Genomic DNA, 17,563 nt, shown 5'->3' on the forward strand with positions numbered 1-17,563 from the left:
AGGGAATTAATTGATGTCTAAGATTACATTTATCGGAGCAGGAAGTACCGTATTTGCCAAGAATGTCCTGGGGGATTGCATGCAGACCCCGGCTTTGCAGGGATTTGAACTTGCTTTGTATGATATTGACCCGATCCGTTTGAAAGATTCGGAGAACATGCTGAATAATATAAAGAAGACCAGCGGCAGCACCTGTGTCGTCAAATCATACAGTGACCGCAAGGAAGCTCTTCGCGGAGCAAAATATGTTATCAATGCCATCCAGGTCGGAGGATACGATCCGTGTACGATTACGGATTTTGAAATTCCGAAGAAGTATGGACTCAGACAGACGATTGCGGATACCGTGGGAATCGGCGGGATTTTCCGTAATCTCCGCACCATCCCGGTCATGCTGGATTTTGCGGCCGATATGCGGGAAGTTTGTCCACAGGCGCTGTTCTTGAACTATACGAACCCGATGGCGGTGCTGACCAATGCCATGAACACGCTGGGCGGCGTACAAACGGTAGGTCTGTGCCACAGCGTACAGGCTTGCATTCCGCATCTGTTCGATAATCTGGGGATGGACAAGGAAGGCGTGCAGGCCAAAATCGCCGGCATTAACCATATGGCATGGCTGCTTGAGGTAACGAAGGATGGCGTAGACCTGTATCCGGAAATCAAGAAGCGCGCGGCCGAGAAGCAGAAGGAGAAGCATCATGATATGGTTCGTCTCGAGATGATGCTGAACTTCGGTTACTACATTACGGAGTCGTCCGAGCATAACGCCGAGTACCATCCATATTTCATCAAGCGTAACTATCCGGAGCTTATTGAGCGCTTTAATATCCCGCTGGATGAATATCCACGTCGCTGTGTGAACCAAATCGAGGGATGGAAGGCGATGCGCGAGGATCTGGTCAACAACCAGGATCTGAAGCACAACCGCTCCCATGAATATGCTTCCTACATTTTGGAAGCGATCGAGACCAATGTTCCGTTCAAAATCGGCGGCAATGTGATGAATACGGGACTGATCACGAACCTCCCGAAGGAAGCTTGCGTTGAGGTTCCGTGTCTGGTCGATGCCAGCGGCGTAACCCCGACCTATGTCGGCGATCTGCCTCCGCAATGTGCCGCGCTGAACCGCACCAATATCAATACCCAGCTGCTGACGCTGGAAGCGGCAGCAACCGGCAAGAAGGAGCATATCTATCATGCGGCGATGCTCGACCCGCATACGGCTGCCGAGTTGTCCATCGATGACATCAAGAGTCTGTGCGACGACCTGATTGAGGCGCATGGAGACTGGCTCCCTAAATACCAATAATGCCGAATGAATGAACGATTGTAACGCAAGGAGCAGGAAGAATTTCCTGCTCCTTGCTTTTTTTTGAGGCGCACTTGACTAACCGATGTTACACTAAACCTAATGATAACCCGGTTTTGACTTTCTCTGCCCTATATGTAAGTAGTTATAAGGAGAGGTATAAGGAGGGGCGGAATGAAGCTGAAGCTATTCATTGGCTTGCTGTTGCTGCTTACGACCGGATGTGCCGGGGATGTAACGGTGTTTGAGTCCGCAGTTTATTCGCTGGAAGACGACAGGATTGCCGTGGACTGCTCCGACGAAGTGAACCGTAACCGGAAGAACCACACGGATGAGGGGTACCACTGTGAGGCGCTGGTCACCGAAGCAACTTCCCTCAAGGAAAGTGGAGGAGGTACGATCAAGCTGGAAGAACTAAAGGACGGCGATCTTATTCGGATCACATTAAGAAAGCCGTTGAATATAAGCAAAAACCACAGAAGTTTTGCAGCAAAAGAAATATTATTACTGGATCCATAAAAGAGAGACGCTCTGGTAACTACAGCGGCGTCTCTCTTTATCGTTAACGGATTGCGTGCGGAAATTACCTATGGATTTATATTGGCGTGCGGGAGCGTGATGAGAAACACCGTTCCGGATCGTGGCGAGCTCCGAACCGAGACACTTCCATTCATGGCGCGGATGGCTTGATAGGAGAAGGTGAGACCAAGTCCGGTGCCGCTCATTTTAGTGGAATAGTAGATCGAACCGAGACGGCTCAATTGCTCGGGCGTCATGCCGATCCCGTTATCCTTGATTTCGATGGATACCTGTTCTGCTTCTTCATAGATGGTGATGTGGACCGTGCCTCTGTCGACGTCTTTACTGGCCTCAATCGCATTCTTAATAAAGTTGACCAACAGCTGCTTGAGCTCCGCCGGACTGCCTAAAATGTAGATGGGGAGCTGAGGGCAATCAGCGCTAAGGGTCACGTTGCTCATATTAGCATATGAAATCATGAGCTCGACGACAGACTTGATCTGGGCCGAGAGCTCGATTCTTTGCTGAAACGGCAAGTGTGGTTTGCTGATCGAGAGATATTCGGACAAGATTTGCTCGGTTCGGCGAATTTCCTCCATGCTGATTTCCAGAAAACGTTCGGTTTTTTCCTGAGGGAACGTACCGCTCTTAATCAATTGCAGGAATCCAAGAACGGTGGTCAGCGGATTGCGGACCTCATGGGCAAGGGATGCGGCGACATGATTGACGGCTTCGGCTTTCTCATTCTGGATATACCGCAGATAAAGCTCTTTGTCGGATACGGATTTGTTAAACAGGGTAACGAGAAGCCATATTCCGAGCGAGTTATGAACAGGCATGGCTAAAATATTAAAAAGAAAGTAATTCATGATGTAATCGGGTTTGGTTATATAGAGCAGCAGGAGCGGAAGGACAGAGAAGCTGATGCCGGCTATAAAAATGATCCATAATTTGTGTTTGCTTCGGTGATACAGGAATGACAGCAGAACGGACAGCGGGAACGTAAAGATCAAGATAATAATGGCGTCGGTCATGCCGGATCCGCCAATGTACAACCTGTAAATTAGAAATTCCACGAGCAGGATTGCCCCAGTTAGGAACCCTCCGAACAGCATGCCGAAGAACATAATGACATACCGCACGTCAAAGATCAGCCCGCTTTGAACGGACGAAGCAAAGGTCATGGACAGCAGCATGCACAGCGAACAAATGACAATGATGAAATTACGGGAATAGTTGACTGTCAGTTTTCTGTAATAGATGTTGTATGCGACAAAAGGCATCAATGCAAACAACAACTGCAGCAAAACATCTTTAATCACAGGCAGTAGGCCCACCCCTTTGAAGAGTATCGGATCGTCCGCTAGATTACCTTGTCCATTCAAGTTCGACGTCAATTGGAAAAATCCTTGAGGCTTGAATAAAAATAACAAAATTTATTCGTACTCAGATGGAGTGGAGGAACATATAAATCTATCAAGAAAGCGCTTGCATACAACCGTGTTTGTCCCGGATACTCAGCACTTAAGTGAGAACACATTTCCATGAATGGAGGGTTCACAAGTGAAGCTGAAGACCGTTCTGAGACCCATGTTCATTCTTTTGTTGGCCGCGTCTTTTTTTGCTGCCGGATGCCAGAGTGTAACGCCGCCGACAGCATCAGATCCGCCGCCCAAAGAAAAGGTAAACACACCCGGAGGCAGTGATGAGCCGGCACCGCAGGGCGATGCGAAAGCGACGCCGAGAAATGAAACGCTTTACGTGAACGGTTTGCAATGGGGGGCACCTACGAATTTTAACCTGCTCAGCGGAAACCCGGCGTTTCCGATTAACTACGGAAACTCCAGAGAACTCGTCTATGAAACCTTGTTTATGGTCAATCAGCTGACAGGCGAGTTAGAGCCGCTCCTGGGTACCAAGTATGAATGGACCGACGATCTGACCCTGAAGATCGAATTGAACAAGGATGCCAAATGGAGCGACGGCAAGCCGTTCACCTCCGATGATGTCGTCTATACCTACCAGCTCGGCAAAAAATACGACATTAACTGGAGCAGCTTCTGGACCTACATCGAGGACGTAACGGCAGACGGGCCGCAAACGGTGAACATCAAGCTGAATAAAGACAATCCGAACAAATTGACGGTGCTCGACAGCATCGAGATTATGCCGATGCTGCCTAAACATGTATGGGAAGAGGTCGAAAAGAAAGCCAATAACGACCTTGCCACCATTCGTAAAGAAGTCAACGAGGACCCGATCGGAACGGGGCCTTACAAAATGTATTTTTACAATGATCAGAAGATCACGATCGTACGGGACGATAACTACTGGGGGCAGGCACTCTTTGGCAAGCTGCCGGCTCCCAAATATATCACCCACGTCATCTATAAAGACAATGCAGCGGGTGATCTGGCATTCAAGAGCGGTCAGGTCGACGTATCGCAGCAGTTTATTCCGCAGGTATGGAAAATGTGGGAGGGCGGGGCTCCGGTTAAAACCTATATCAAAGACGCTCCCTATTATGTGCCCGGCTCCATGCCATCGATCTTCTTCAACATGACGAAGGAAGGTCTCAACAATGCGCATGTCAGAAAAGCGATCGCTATGGCGATTGATTACGGCAAAATTTCGGAGCTGGCCATCAGCGGCTACTCGGCACCAATGGAGCCGTCGTTGACGCTGAATACGGAGGCCGAAGCGAAATATGTAGACCAGGCGGCTATCAAACCGCTCCAATGGACAACGGATGTGGATGCGGCCAATGCGCTGCTCGATTCCATCGGCGCCGCGAAGGGGAAAGACGGCATCCGTGTCTTGAACGGAACCCGCCTCGGTCCGTTTGAAATCGAATGTCCATACGGCTGGTCGGATTGGAATGCGGCGCTTGAGATTGTTGCCCAGAATGCGAAGGCAATCGGTATCGAGATTCGAACCAAATTCCCGGAAGCGCCGGTATGGACCAATGATCTACAGACCGGCAAGTTCGATATCATCATGAACACGCCTGCCGGCGGAGTCAGCCCAAGCCAGCCGTGGAACCGCGCTATGACCATCATGTACTCCAAGGGCGTTTCGCCAATGGGCGAGATGGCATTCTACAACTGGGGCCGGTATAAGAACGATCAAGCCGATGCCATCATCGAGAAGATTCCAACCATTACGGACGAAGCTGAATTGAAAGCGCTCTACACTGAATTGACCCAAATCTGGTTAAAGGATATCCCATCGATTCCGCTCATGTATCGACCTTGGGTATTCGATACGGTCAATGAATCCGTATGGAAGGGCTTCCCGACCGAAGGGGACGGCAGCAACATACCGCCTCAAATTTCGATGGATGGAGCCGGTATCAAGTCGCTGTATCAGATTCATAACTGATGGATATAACTCATTGAACCAAGACCTATATTGGCGGATCTGCACCCCTGATATAGGTCTCTTTTCCACCAATTTCAGGGTGTGATCCATGGGGGTGAGCTGCTTGAGCGTTTACGGAAAATATATCGTCAAGAAGTTCTTCTGGTACTTTCTGACGCTGGTGATTGCGGTCACGCTGAATTTTCTGCTGCCCCGGATGATTGAAGGGAATCCGGTGAGCATGATTGTGTCTGAGATGACGCAGGGGATGACCGACAGCGATACGATCAAACGGGTTTATGAGACGTTTCTCGTCGAGTTTGGAATCGACAAGCCTTTATGGGAGCAGTTCTTCATCTATCTAAAAAATTTGGCAACAGGCAATCTGGGCACTTCATTCGGCCTATATCCGAAACCGGTAACGGAGATTCTGGCCTCGGCGGTTCCATGGACGATCGGGCTTCAGCTTCCGGCCATTCTGGTTGGCTGGCTGATCGGGAACGTGCTGGGCGCCGTTGCGGCTTACCGCAAAGGCGTATTCGATAAAGTGATATTCCCGGTGGCCTTGTTTGTGAATTCCATTCCTTTCTTTACCCTAGCCATTATTATGCTGTATGTATTCGCCCTGTCCCTGAACTGGTTTCCGCTGCACGGGGGCTACGATTACCAGATGGTGCCGTCACTCAGCTTTGAATTCTTCGCTTCCGTACTTCGGCATCATACGCTTCCATTTCTATCGATCGTGCTGGTTACGATTGGCGGCCAAGCCATTGGCATGCGGGAGATGTCCATCTATGAGCTGAATTCGGATTATGTACTTTACAGCAAACTTCTCGGGATACGGGACTCGAAGATCGCCAGGTATGTATTCCGAAATGCGATGCTGCCCCAGATCACGGGATTGGCGTTATCTATCGGTACGATGGTGGGCGGTTCGCTGATCTGTGAAATCGTATTCAGTTATCCGGGAATCGGAACCTGGATGTTCACGGCGATCCGTCAGCTGGATTATCCGTTAATTTCGGGCTGCACCCTCTTGATCGCCCTGGCTGTGCTGCTGGCCAACTTTACGATTGACCTAATCTACGGCTGGATCGATCCACGAATCAAGGCCGCTCAGATGGAGGATCAATAATATGAACAGTTCCTTTCGCATATTGATCAAATCGCCAAAGTTTATGTTCGGAGCCTGCATGCTGCTGGCTATGATCGGGATGGTGCTGATCTACCCGCTCTTTAACCGCAACGATCCGCTGGAGATGATCGCCCTGGCGTACCAGCCGCCGGATTCGAAGCTGCTGCTGGGGTCGGATAACTTCGGCAGGGATTTATTCCTTGAATTGATCTACGGCATTCGGACCTCCCTGCAGGTTGGGCTGATTGCCGGCGTATTTGCTACTGTGATTGGTCTTGTGATCGGTTTAGCCTCAGGTTATATCGGAGGCATGATTGATAATCTGCTGACCGCCATCACCAACATTTTCATCGTGATACCTTCCTTTGTCATCCTCATTCTGATCTCGGTCAGCATCGATTCGCGCAGCTCGTTTGTCACGGCGGTTATCATTGGCATTACCAGCTGGCCCTGGACGGCCAGGGCCGTACGTGCGCAGACCTCCTCGCTGCGAAACCGGGATCACGTAAATATCGCGAAAATATCCGGGTACAGCACGCCGCGCATTATCATCTCGGAGATATTGCCGTACATCGCTTCCTATGTTGTCATGGCGTTTGTGCTGCAGACGGCATCAGGTATTCTGTCCGAGGCTTCCATCTCGATGCTGGGGCTGGGACCGTACAACACGATTTCCCTTGGCATCATCATGAACTGGGCGCTCGTATTTGAAGCACCGGTTGCCGGCGCGTGGTGGGCCTTTATCCCGGCGGCGATCTCCATCGCCATCATCACCTTCTCCTTGTACATGATGAACACCGGCATGGATGAGATATTCAATCCGAAGATTAGGAGCTGATGGGTGTCGTGAGCACAAATATACTGGAAGTGAACGAATTGAAGACCTATTACCGTACCCGGTTGAAGGAGCATGTCTATGCCGTAGACGGCGTGAGCTTCTCGCTCGAGAAGGGGAAGACGCTTGGCATTGCCGGTGAATCCGGCTGTGGCAAATCGACCCTTGCGCTCAGCCTGATGGGTTTCTATTTTCCACCGCTGCATTATGGCAGCGGCTCGATTGTCGTGAGCGGCACGGACATTATGAAGCTTGGCAAGGAACAGCTCCGATCCCAGGTGTCGGGAAGAGAGATATCGTATATCCCGCAAGCAGCTATGAATGCCCTGAATCCTACGCTCAAAATCATTCATTTTGTCGAGGATATTATGAAGGAGCATCGCCCTGAGCTGAACAAGAAGCAGGTGTGGGATATGGCGGCGGAACGGTTCGAAACCTTGAACTTATCAACCAAGGTGCTGAACTCCTATCCGAACGAGCTGTCAGGCGGCATGAAGCAGCGGACGGTGATCGCAATCTCCACCATTCTGAATCCCAAAGTGCTGATTGCGGACGAACCGACCTCGGCGCTGGACGTAACCTCGCAGAAAGCGGTGATCAAGCTGCTGAAAAGTTTGCTGGATCGGGGCTATATTCAGTCTCTGGTATTCATCACGCACGAGCTGCCGCTGCTTTATCACGTAACGGATGACATCATCGTCATGTATGCAGGGGAGATCGTGGAGCGCGGAACCGCAGAGCAAATGATTTTTGACCCGATACACCCGTATACGAAAAAACTGATGGGTTCCATCATTGTGCCGGAGGAAGGCATGAAGGGCCATAAGCTTGCCGCCATTCCGGGGACCCCGCCCAATCTGAAGAACGTGCCGGAGGGCTGCCGGTTCGCCGACCGCTGCTCCTATGTGCAGGATGCCTGCCGGAAGGGCAAGATAACGAGCCGGACCGTGGAGGACCGAATGTATCGCTGCATCGTGGAACCGGGTGTGCTTAAGGAGTGGTATGCAAATGAAGAGGAATGATGTCCTGATTCGGGGAGAGCATCTCACAAAGGTATTCGGTTACGGGAAGCAGAAGACAACCGCCGTGGAGGATGTCAGCTTTACCTTTCATGAAGGCGAAATCATATCGATTGTCGGCGAGAGCGGAAGCGGCAAAACGACACTGGCGAAAATGATCATGGGCCTGCTGAAGGAGAGCAGCGGTACGATCGAGTATATGGGCAAGCCAAGGCAGCTGAAGCGGCACAGAGATCGCAAGTGCTATTGGAAAAACATTCAAGCGATCTTTCAGGACCCGTTCTCTTCGTTCAATCTCTTCTACAAAGTCGAGAAGCTGCTGCTCGATTGCATCAAGCTGCAGGGGGATAAACTGACGAAGGAGGAGCAATTCCGCAAAATGAAGGAAGCGTGCTCCTTCGTCAATCTGAAATTCGAGGAGCTGCACAATAAATACCCGTTCGAACTGTCCGGCGGGCAAATGCAGCGCCTGATGATCGCCCGGATCTTCATGCTTCATCCGAAGCTGCTGATTGCGGATGAGCCGACCTCCATGGTCGACGCATGCTCAAGGTCTACGATACTGGATATGCTCTTGAAGCTGCGGGATGAGAACAACATGACGATTATTTTCATTACCCATGACGTAGGGCTTGCCTATTATGTAAGCGATACGCTGTATATTATGGAACAAGGGAAAGTCGTGGAGCGGGGGCCGGCGGAGGAGGTTATCTTGAATCCGCAGCATCCTTATACCCAGCAGTTGATTTCCGATGTGCCCAAGATCCACTCCGAGTGGGATTTGGCATGAGCGATGTGAACGATGGAAATCTCAAGAGAAAAGCTCGAAGCGTAACGCCGCTTCGGGCTTTATTTTGTTTCCGTTTATTTTCGCGGATAGGACACTTCGAATCGCTGCGTAAAATTTCTCTATTCTTGATCTTCGCATTTGTGAAGGATCTGCCGATAAATGATATGGCTGCCATTTGATTCATCCGCAGCTCGCATTCGGTATACCGCAAGGCATCTGACATGACTGCGTGTATGCTTCATAAGGAGACCACCAAACATCATGTGTACTTACTTCTTGGGGGCAACCATTTTGGTATTAGTCGCCCTCACCATTACATTCTGGATTTTTTTGTTCAAAAGCGCATATCAGCGGAAGTTAAGCCATCAGGCCTTGGACATGGCCGAAGGCAGATTCCGCTTGCTTGATGATATGCTGCTTACGCTTGATGTTGGCATTTGGTCATACGATTTCGCCACAAGGAGTATCCAGAATACTTCTTTGGCTTTTCATAAAATCACAGGTTATTCACATCGTGATTTCACAGTCGGCCTTTCCTGGGAAACGCTGATCCATCCGGAGGATATGGCGCTGTTTCGATCCTTGATTGACAAACTTCGACAAGGTGACGCCGTTCATACCGAATACCGCATCATCCACGCGGAGGGCGAAGTACGCTGGGTTCAAGTGAAAATGATTCCGACGATGAATGAAACCGGTCAAATCGTCCGGACCGATGGCATTGCCATTGACATTACCACCCGCTTTCGCATGGAAGAGGCGCTGTATGATATTACGGAATGCAAGAAGATGGAACAGGCGCTCAAGGAAAGCGTGAACCGGTATCGCAGGCTGGTGGAGTTATCTCCTATTGCCATTGCAGTCTGCAAGGACCGCAAGCTCATGTACGTGAATCCCGCCGGACTTCGGATCCTTGGGGCGGCGGGTCCTGAGAACATCCTGGGTACCGATCCTTGGGACTGGGTGCTTGATCCCTATGAGGAGTGGGCCCGCAAACGGCTCAGGCAGCTGATTCGGACAGGGAAAGTTGTTGCCGAAGAACTATCCGTAAGGCGGGTTGACGGAGAGCGGGTCGATGTCGTGGCGACGGCCCTTTATGATGCGGAATCGGACACGATTGAAGTTTTTTTCGAGGATATAACCGCCCGTAAATCGGCGGAACGGGCCCTTATGGAGAGTGACCGAATCAACCGCCATATCCTGGATATCGCTCCGGTTGCGATGTTCCTGCATTCCGATTTTTCTTATATTTATGCGAATCCCGCGGGCTTTTCCTTATTGGGCATTACGGATATCGCACAATTGGCGAGTACTTCGCTCCAGGATATCATCCCTGCGGATCAGGTTGAGTTCGTGATTTCGGAGGTTGAGCATGTGTACGAAAGTGGGAATACCTCGGAGCTCGCCGGGAACAAACTGGTCCGGCTTGATGGAACGATCATTGATATTGAGGCCATTACCACGCCCATCCCATATATAGGACACAATACGGCTCTTACCATTATTCGGGATATCACAGAGAAGAAGCGGGCGGAACGGGAACGGATTGCGGCAGAAAGGCTTGTCCGAGAGAGCGAGGATCTGTATTTCAGGCTGCAGATGAGTCTGGATCAATTCTCCTCCGATCTTTTCGGGATGGTGAAGATCAGCGAATTGAATGCCCGGATCGTGCAGGAAATCAAGAAGGTACTGGAGACGGATCGGGTGAGCCTCATCCAGATCAACCACCACAGCCTGCATATCAAAATCCAAGGGGGCGATAAAGATCCGCCACAAGGGGTGCTGCATGCGATCCATACATGCGGTCCTGAGCATATTCCGTTCTGTAAACTGTTTGAGATGACTGACGGATATTTTGTCAAGATTGGAGAAATGAACGGGGACAGCAGCATTGTCTGTATTGGCGGCGAGGTTCCCTTGCTCCTGATTCAGGCCCAAAAAATATGGCTGGAGACCATTACACGTTATGCGAGTGTTCTGTACGATAACTTCCGCGTTATTGAGGATTTGACGAGGGAGCTGGAGAAGCTGGGTTCATCCCAGCAGATCATGCCCCTATGGCTGCTGCGACTGATGCTTCATTTATCCGAGAATGAGCGGAAGCGATTGTCCCAGGACCTTCACGATGCCGCGCTTCAGGAACAGATTATATGGTACAGGAAATTGAATCAGATTACTTCGGATCATGAGCTGCAGGAGGATTTGCGCCCGCAGCTGGAGGAGATTGAGCAGGGGCTTCTGGATGTCATTTATCAGATTCGAATTACGTGCAACGAGCTTCGTCCCCCGCTGCTGAAGGAGGAGGGGTTGGAACGTTCGCTTGAGGCATTGTTTGAATTCACCCAGCTACGCACCAATTATTCCATACAATTCGACTGCTCAAACTTCGATGATGATATCAGTGACGACCATTTGATCGGACTGTACAGAATTGTCCAGGAGCTGCTGGCCAATGCAACGAAGCATTCCAACGCGACGGAGGTAAAGCTCCGTTTGTCCACCCAGTCGGATGAAGTCAACCTGAGTTATGAAGACAACGGGATTGGGATCGACCCCAGCCAGCAATCGGACCAATTCAACAGCATGGGGATCGGCGGCATGAAAGAGCGAGTCAGAAGCATGAACGGCAAAATCCAGTTCGACTCGTCGGATAGCGGAGGGTTGGCTGTCTATATATCCATAACGGCACGGTAAATTTACCGGAAGTGAAGGCAGGCAAGATACCAGACTGAAGGAGTCATGACTGACGATGATCGAAATTTTATTGGTGGATGACCATCCCTCGGTAATGGAGGGAACCAAGGTGCTGCTTGAGCAGGAAAAGGATATGTTCGTTAAGCTTGCCAATACGCCGGAGCGGGCGCTGGAGCTGGTGAGAACGCTGCATTTTGACGTGATGCTGATTGATATGCATATGCCGGGCATGAACGGAATTGATTTGGCCAAGCAGATCCTCCGGATTGCTCCGGACGCGGTGATGCTGATTTATACGGGCTTTGAAGTCAGCAATCATTTTAATTTGATTATGGAGGCCGGACTGGCTGGTTTTGTCTCGAAAACGTCGGGCAAAGAGCAGCTGGTAACGGCTGTTCGGTGTGCGCTGCGAGGGGAGGTCGTTCTGCCGTTGACACTCGTGAAGCAGCTCCGCCGCGTTACCGCAAATGGTCCGGAATGGATAGCAGGCGCGCCGGCAGCCCAGTCTATAACCGATAAAGAATATAGTATTCTCAAGGAAATCGCTCGCGGAAAGAGCAACAAAGAGATTGCGGGGACGGTGATCATGAGCCAGCGTTCACTCGAGTATTGCTTAACCAATCTCTTCCAAAAGTTGAATGTGAAGTCACGTATAGAAGCTGCACTGAAGGCAAAGCAAATGGGAATCCTCTCGGATTCGGATTTTGTCCAGATGGGCTGATAGACTAATTCTCTTTCCGATTCAGAAGATGAAGCATGCATCCCGCGACTTGTTTTGAGGCGAATTCGCTACCGTTCGACAATAATCGCAGGGCAGCCCGCAAAATTCTTGCGTGAGCACGCAAGAGAATTTCGGTTACGAAAGGTATGTAAGTGTATATGCTTATCTTACTGGATGGATATAGTCTTTAAGTAGGAAGGGTGGTTGCTTTCGGCATGACAAAGGACCTATTTGAATATGGTGTCGATGATCTCTTGTCACCGGAAGAGATTGAGGAAGTTTTGGCGCAGCTTGAAGAAGAGTGGAATGAATTTAACAGCCGGAAGAAGCGAGGGTGACTTATAATGAAACGATGGAAATCTTTGAAAGCTCTGTTGGCAATGAAACTCCAGAGTCGTATGCTGCTTATCATTTTGGGGTCGATCACGATTTTTCTAGCTGTCATGATGACTTATATCAGCATGACTACTACGGAGGAGGCTCTGGATTCGGCCAAGACGCTCGCGGTGACAACGAGTGAGAAGATTGGCGCGCTTGTACAAGCAGAGCTGGACGATGTCATGAACTCCGCACGTACATTGGCTGTAAGCTTTGTTGGAATGAAGGAGAGCGATACCACAAATCGCGCAGCCGTGAATGAAATATTGAGAAGAAATTTGGAAGACAATCCCTCCTGGAAAGGGATCTGGACCTTATGGGAGCCGGATGCCTTTGACGGCCAGGATAACGAATACAGAAACAAACAGGGCAGTGACCAAACGGGGCGAATGATGTCCTACTGGGCAAGAACGGAATCCGGATTGGAACGTTCCGTCATCGAGGATTATGAGCACGAAGGGGAAGGTGACTTCTATCTCCTGGCGAAGAACAGCGGCAAGGAAATCATTATGGATCCGTACGTCTTCAAAGTAGGAAACGAAGATGTCATGATGACATCGCTCGTTGTTCCGATTATCGATAACGGAAAGACCGTCGGCGTGGTTGGCGTCGATATTTCCCTGGCACATTTGCAAAGCATAATGGAGCAATTCCGATTGTTCGATACGGGTTATGCTCATATTTATTCGAATACCGGCGTGATCGTAACGTCGCCGGAGGACGGAGTGATGGGGCAGACGCTTGAGAAGACATATCCTGGCAAGACGGTTCCTCTTATACTGGATGCGATTCGGAAAGGAGATGTCTATACCGAGGAAGATGCCGAGCTGTACAAGCTGTATACGCCGATTAAGACTGGATTGACCGAAACGCCATGGTCTGCCGCTATCATTATCCCGATGGATGAGATTACGGCGAAGTCGGATGCACTGATCATCTCCATTATCGTTGCTGGTGCAGCCACCTTGGTAGCTATGGCAGCTGTCGTAGTCCTGTTAACGAGATCCATCGTGAAGCCACTGGGCGTTTCCGTTTCCATCGGCGAGTTCATGTCGAAGGGAGACTTCACGCAGGAGGTTCCCGCGGCTTATCTTCGCAGAGCCGACGAGATCGGCACGTTGTCCCGAGTATTCGCGCAGCTGCTGGAGAGCATGCGGGAGATGATCGGCAGAGTGAACATGAACGCATCATCGGTAGCCGCCGCTTCACAGCAGCTGTCAGCCGGTGCCGAGGAACTGGCCGTTGGGAGCAGCAATCAGGCTGAATCCGTGCAAACCGTCAGTGAATTGTTCCATGAATGGTCGAATGCCATCAATTCCGTTGCAAGCGACGCCTCGGCAGCATCCGAGCTTGTAAATCAGACCTCCGGCATTGCAACGGAAGGCAGCGGCATCGTCCAGCAGTCGGTGGAAGGCATGAACCGGGTACGGGAGCAGGTTGCCAAACTCGAAGCGGACTCCCAGCGGATTGGCGAGATCATCGAGGTCATCGACGATATCGCCAAGCAGACCAACCTGCTTGCCCTCAATGCCACGATCGAGGCTGCTCGTGCCGGCGATCAAGGAAGAGGCTTCGCTGTGGTGGCGGATGAAGTGCGCAAGCTGGCCGAACGTAGTGGTGGGGCCACAAAGCAGATCGCCGATATCATCAAGGGCATGCAGAAGAATACGGCCGACAGCGTGGAGGCCGTGAATCAAGGCGTTATCCACACGGAAAAAGCCGGAGAAGCCTTTGCCTACATTACAAGCATGGTGAATGAATCGGCGGGCAAAGTGATGGATATTGCAGCCGCCAGCGAGGAGCAGGCAGCCCAGGCTGCCGAGGTGGCAACCGCCATTGAAACGATATCTTCGTCGACGGAGGAAACGGCGGCTACAAGCGAGGAATCGGCTGCAACGGCACAATCGCTAGCCGAGCTTGCCGAAGAGCTGAACCATACCGTATCGGCCTTCAAAATCTCGTAGCACCACTGGCATATTGATGATAAGCTTGGCCTAAGGGCCAGGCTTTTTTTCATGCAAGGAAGTGGAGATTCTGTCTTCCGTGAAGGACGTCGATCGACGGTTTTATTATAATTTGAATGCCGTACTGCTCGGACGAAGGGAGGAATACGTGTTGTGAATGGCAGCTTGTTTCAGCAGATGTTAGAAGAGGGGGATTACGTCCCGCGCTTTTACGCCTATTACTATAAGCAGTGGATGGATTATGAAATGCCTTACCATCAGCATGATTCAACCGAAATTATGTATATGATCTCAGGGGTATGCCGGATTGACGTGAAGGTAGGCGATACGGAAAAGAGCCTCACGCTGAAAAAAGGGGAGTTTATGGTACTGGATGCCGATGTCCCGCATCGGTTAATCGTTGAGCAGACGGTCTCCTGCCGAATGCTGAATGTGGAATTCGGGTTTATGGAAACTGAAGGAAGGGCACTTTCCCTTAGGCAGATTGCCCGGGAGGAGCAAGAGGTGTCTTTTCTGCTGAATCGGCCGTTTCCCTACTTGGTGTTAGTGGATCAAGAGGAGGTATATCCGGTGTTAAGGAGCCTCGTCCTTGAACTTGACCAAAGAGGGACTGAGGGCAGAATGATGACGCATATGCTGTTTATTCAGCTGCTTGTATGCATCGCCCGGCTGTATGATGAAAGGGAACGCAGCGAAGTGCAGCAGAGCGAGTTCTACATTAAACGAAGCGTCGATTTCTTGCATCAGAACTATGACCGTAATATTCAGGTGAAGGACGTTGCCGCCGAGGTGAATCTGCATCCCGGCTACTTGCATCGAGTATTCCGCAGAGGGACGGGCAGAACAATAACCGAGTATCTGACCATGATTCGAATGGAAAAGGCCAAAATGCTGCTGGAGCAGACGGATATCCCCATTCATGAAATATCGGATTACGTGGGTGTTGGCAGCAGGCAGTATTTTCATATGTTGTTCAAGAAGTATACGGAAACCACGCCGGTGGAATATCGGCTGCGGAAGGACCGCAATGCCTGGAAATACGGTGATCCGGATGCCGGAGCAGATAAGAAGTGAGGATTTTTGACTCGGAAGAGTTCAAGAGGTCATGATTTTGATAACGCTTTCCACCGCTCGATTGCTACAATAACTACAATTAATTTTGCTGCTAGGGAGTGGATAGAATGTCATTTAAGGTTGCTTTTATCGGAGCGGGAAGCATCGGCTTTACCCGGGGAATTCTGCGTGACTTGTTGACTGTACCGGAGTTTAGAGATATCGAGGTTGCTTTCACCGACATCAGCCAGCATAACCTGGATATGGTCACGGAATTGTGTCAGCGGGACATTATCGAGAACGGGCTGTCGATTGCGATTCAGTCCACCACGGATCGACGACAAGCTCTGCAGGATGCCCAATATGTCATCTGCACCATTCGCGTGGGTGGATTGGAGGCGTTTCGCACGGATGTGGACATTCCCCTGAAATACGGCATCGATCAGTGCGTAGGCGACACGCTCTGTGCAGGCGGCATTATGTACGGCCAGCGGGGAATCCCCGAGATGCTGAACATTTGCCGGGATATTCGCGAGGTGAGCGCGCCTGATGCACTGCTGCTGAACTATTCGAACCCGATGGCTATGCTGACATGGGCATGCAATCAGTATGGCGGCGTTCGGACGATTGGTTTATGTCATGGCGTGCAGCATGGACATCACCAAATCGCCGAGGTGTACGGTTTAAAGAAACAGGAGGTCGATATTGTCTGTGCCGGAATTAACCATCAGACTTGGTATATTCAAGCCTCGCATCAAGGCAAGGATTTGACGGCTGGACTGCTGGAAGCGTTCGAACGGCATCCGGAGTACAGCAGGACTGAGAAGGTTCGCATCGATATGCTGCGACGTTTTGGGTATTACAGCACCGAGTCCAACGGCCATCTAAGCGAATATGTTCCTTGGTACCGTAAACGGCCGGAGGAAATTACGGAGTGGATTGACCTCAGCAGCTGGATCAACGGAGAGACGGGCGGATATTTGCGAGTCTGTACCGAAGGACGCAACTGGTTCGAGACGGATTTCCCGAACTGGATGAAAGATCCGGCTATGGAGTATACGCCGGAGCAACGGGGAGAGGAGCATGGCTCCTACATTATTGAAGGCTTGGAAACCGGCCGGGTATACCGGGGCCATTTTAATGTGGTGAATGAGGGCATTATCTCCAATCTGCCGGATGATGCCATCATTGAGGCGCCGGGTTACGTGGACCGCAACGGCATATCCATGCCGCAAGTAGGGAATTTGCCGTTAGGGCCGGCTACGGTGTGCAATGCAAGCATATCCGTGCAACGGTTAGCGGTTGAAGCGGCGGTTCACGGAGATGACAAGCTGCTTCGTCAGGCGTTTATGATGGATCCGCTGGTCGGTGCGGTATGTAATCCGAAGGAAATTTGGCAGCTGGTCGATGAAATGCTGGTAGCCGGCGAAGAATGGCTCCCTCAGTACGCGGCTTCGATTGCCGAAGCGAAGGCACGTCTAACATCTGACAATCTGATACCAACCCGTTCGTATGAAGGAGCAGCGAGACTCAAGGTGAAGACGGTGGAGGAGATGCAGCTCGACCGGGAGAAGGCGAACAAAAACGCAGGTGAATCCGACAAAGGGAAGGATCGCGAAAAAACGTTAAGCTGATTGCGCATTAACGAAGGTGTCAAACAACAGAAATACATAGAGTTTCATGAATGCGTTTAATCTAAACACTTTGGATGAGGATGATATAACGGACAAAAATCCGTTATAATCCCTCTGTCAGAAGTGTTTTTTTCTGCATGCAGTTCATC

Annotated in this window: 14 protein-coding genes; 13 read left to right on the forward strand and 1 reads right to left on the reverse strand. The window is 50.7% G+C overall.

Annotated features, from left to right (window positions below; genetic code table 11):
- Positions 1-13 precede the first annotated feature (13 nt).
- Positions 14-1,312 carry an alpha-glucosidase/alpha-galactosidase gene (locus ACQKPA_RS17450; protein WP_113056501.1) on the forward strand — a complete coding sequence of 433 codons (1,299 nt, stop codon included), beginning with the start codon at positions 14-16 and terminating at the stop codon, positions 1,310-1,312.
- 174 nt (positions 1,313-1,486) lie between these two features.
- Positions 1,487-1,831 (forward strand): hypothetical protein, encoded by a 345-nt coding sequence (locus tag ACQKPA_RS17455; RefSeq protein ID WP_427493845.1) that lies wholly within the window; start codon positions 1,487-1,489, stop codon positions 1,829-1,831.
- Positions 1,832-1,899: 68 nt separating this feature from the next.
- Here ACQKPA_RS17455 and ACQKPA_RS17460 read toward each other — a convergent pair whose 3' ends face one another.
- Entirely contained in the window at positions 1,900-3,153 is a 1,254-nt protein-coding gene (locus ACQKPA_RS17460; protein ID WP_427493846.1) for an ATP-binding protein, read from the reverse strand.
- Between the two features lie 241 nt (positions 3,154-3,394).
- Between ACQKPA_RS17460 and ACQKPA_RS17465 the strand changes: the two genes are divergently transcribed.
- The 11 genes from ACQKPA_RS17465 (at position 3,395) to ACQKPA_RS17515 (ending at position 17,414) form a co-directional block, all read left to right on the forward strand.
- Complete coding sequence (locus ACQKPA_RS17465; RefSeq protein WP_427493847.1) at positions 3,395-5,212, forward strand: ABC transporter substrate-binding protein; 1,818 nt, start codon at positions 3,395-3,397, stop codon at positions 5,210-5,212.
- Positions 5,213-5,315: 103 nt separating this feature from the next.
- The gene (locus tag ACQKPA_RS17470) at positions 5,316-6,326 is read left to right on the forward strand and encodes an ABC transporter permease (RefSeq protein WP_113056503.1); all 1,011 of its coding nucleotides are present in this window, start codon (positions 5,316-5,318) and stop codon (positions 6,324-6,326) included.
- Between the two features lies 1 nt (position 6,327).
- The gene (locus tag ACQKPA_RS17475; protein ID WP_071223543.1) at positions 6,328-7,164 is read left to right on the forward strand and encodes an ABC transporter permease; all 837 of its coding nucleotides are present in this window, start codon (positions 6,328-6,330) and stop codon (positions 7,162-7,164) included.
- An 8-nt stretch (positions 7,165-7,172) separates the two neighbouring features.
- Positions 7,173-8,183: an ABC transporter ATP-binding protein gene (locus tag ACQKPA_RS17480; RefSeq protein ID WP_071223652.1), complete on the forward strand. Its 1,011-nt coding sequence runs from the start codon at positions 7,173-7,175 to the stop codon at positions 8,181-8,183.
- Positions 8,170-8,970 (forward strand): ABC transporter ATP-binding protein, encoded by an 801-nt coding sequence (locus ACQKPA_RS17485; protein ID WP_427493848.1) that lies wholly within the window; start codon positions 8,170-8,172, stop codon positions 8,968-8,970. The genes ACQKPA_RS17480 and ACQKPA_RS17485 overlap by 14 nt, the downstream gene beginning before the upstream one ends.
- A 261-nt stretch (positions 8,971-9,231) precedes the next feature.
- Positions 9,232-11,664: a PAS domain S-box protein gene (locus ACQKPA_RS17490; protein WP_427493849.1), complete on the forward strand. Its 2,433-nt coding sequence runs from the start codon at positions 9,232-9,234 to the stop codon at positions 11,662-11,664.
- A gap of 55 nt (positions 11,665-11,719) precedes the next feature.
- Positions 11,720-12,385, forward strand: coding sequence for a response regulator transcription factor (locus ACQKPA_RS17495; protein ID WP_427493850.1), 666 nt, complete (start codon positions 11,720-11,722; stop codon positions 12,383-12,385).
- 215 nt (positions 12,386-12,600) lie between these two features.
- Positions 12,601-12,723, forward strand: coding sequence for a hypothetical protein (locus tag ACQKPA_RS17500; protein ID WP_256720554.1), 123 nt, complete (start codon positions 12,601-12,603; stop codon positions 12,721-12,723).
- A gap of 6 nt (positions 12,724-12,729) precedes the next feature.
- A complete protein-coding gene (locus ACQKPA_RS17505; RefSeq protein WP_427493851.1) occupies positions 12,730-14,727 on the forward strand; it encodes a methyl-accepting chemotaxis protein in 1,998 nt (665 codons plus the stop codon).
- A gap of 153 nt (positions 14,728-14,880) precedes the next feature.
- Positions 14,881-15,801 carry an AraC family transcriptional regulator gene (locus tag ACQKPA_RS17510; protein WP_427493852.1) on the forward strand — a complete coding sequence of 307 codons (921 nt, stop codon included), beginning with the start codon at positions 14,881-14,883 and terminating at the stop codon, positions 15,799-15,801.
- 107 nt (positions 15,802-15,908) lie between these two features.
- Positions 15,909-17,414, forward strand: coding sequence for an alpha-glucosidase/alpha-galactosidase (locus tag ACQKPA_RS17515; protein ID WP_427493853.1), 1,506 nt, complete (start codon positions 15,909-15,911; stop codon positions 17,412-17,414).
- Positions 17,415-17,563 lie beyond the last annotated feature (149 nt).

Source organism: Paenibacillus sp. NPDC093718 (genome assembly GCF_050279985.1).
Lineage (GTDB): Bacteria > Bacillota > Bacilli > Paenibacillales > Paenibacillaceae > Paenibacillus_AQ.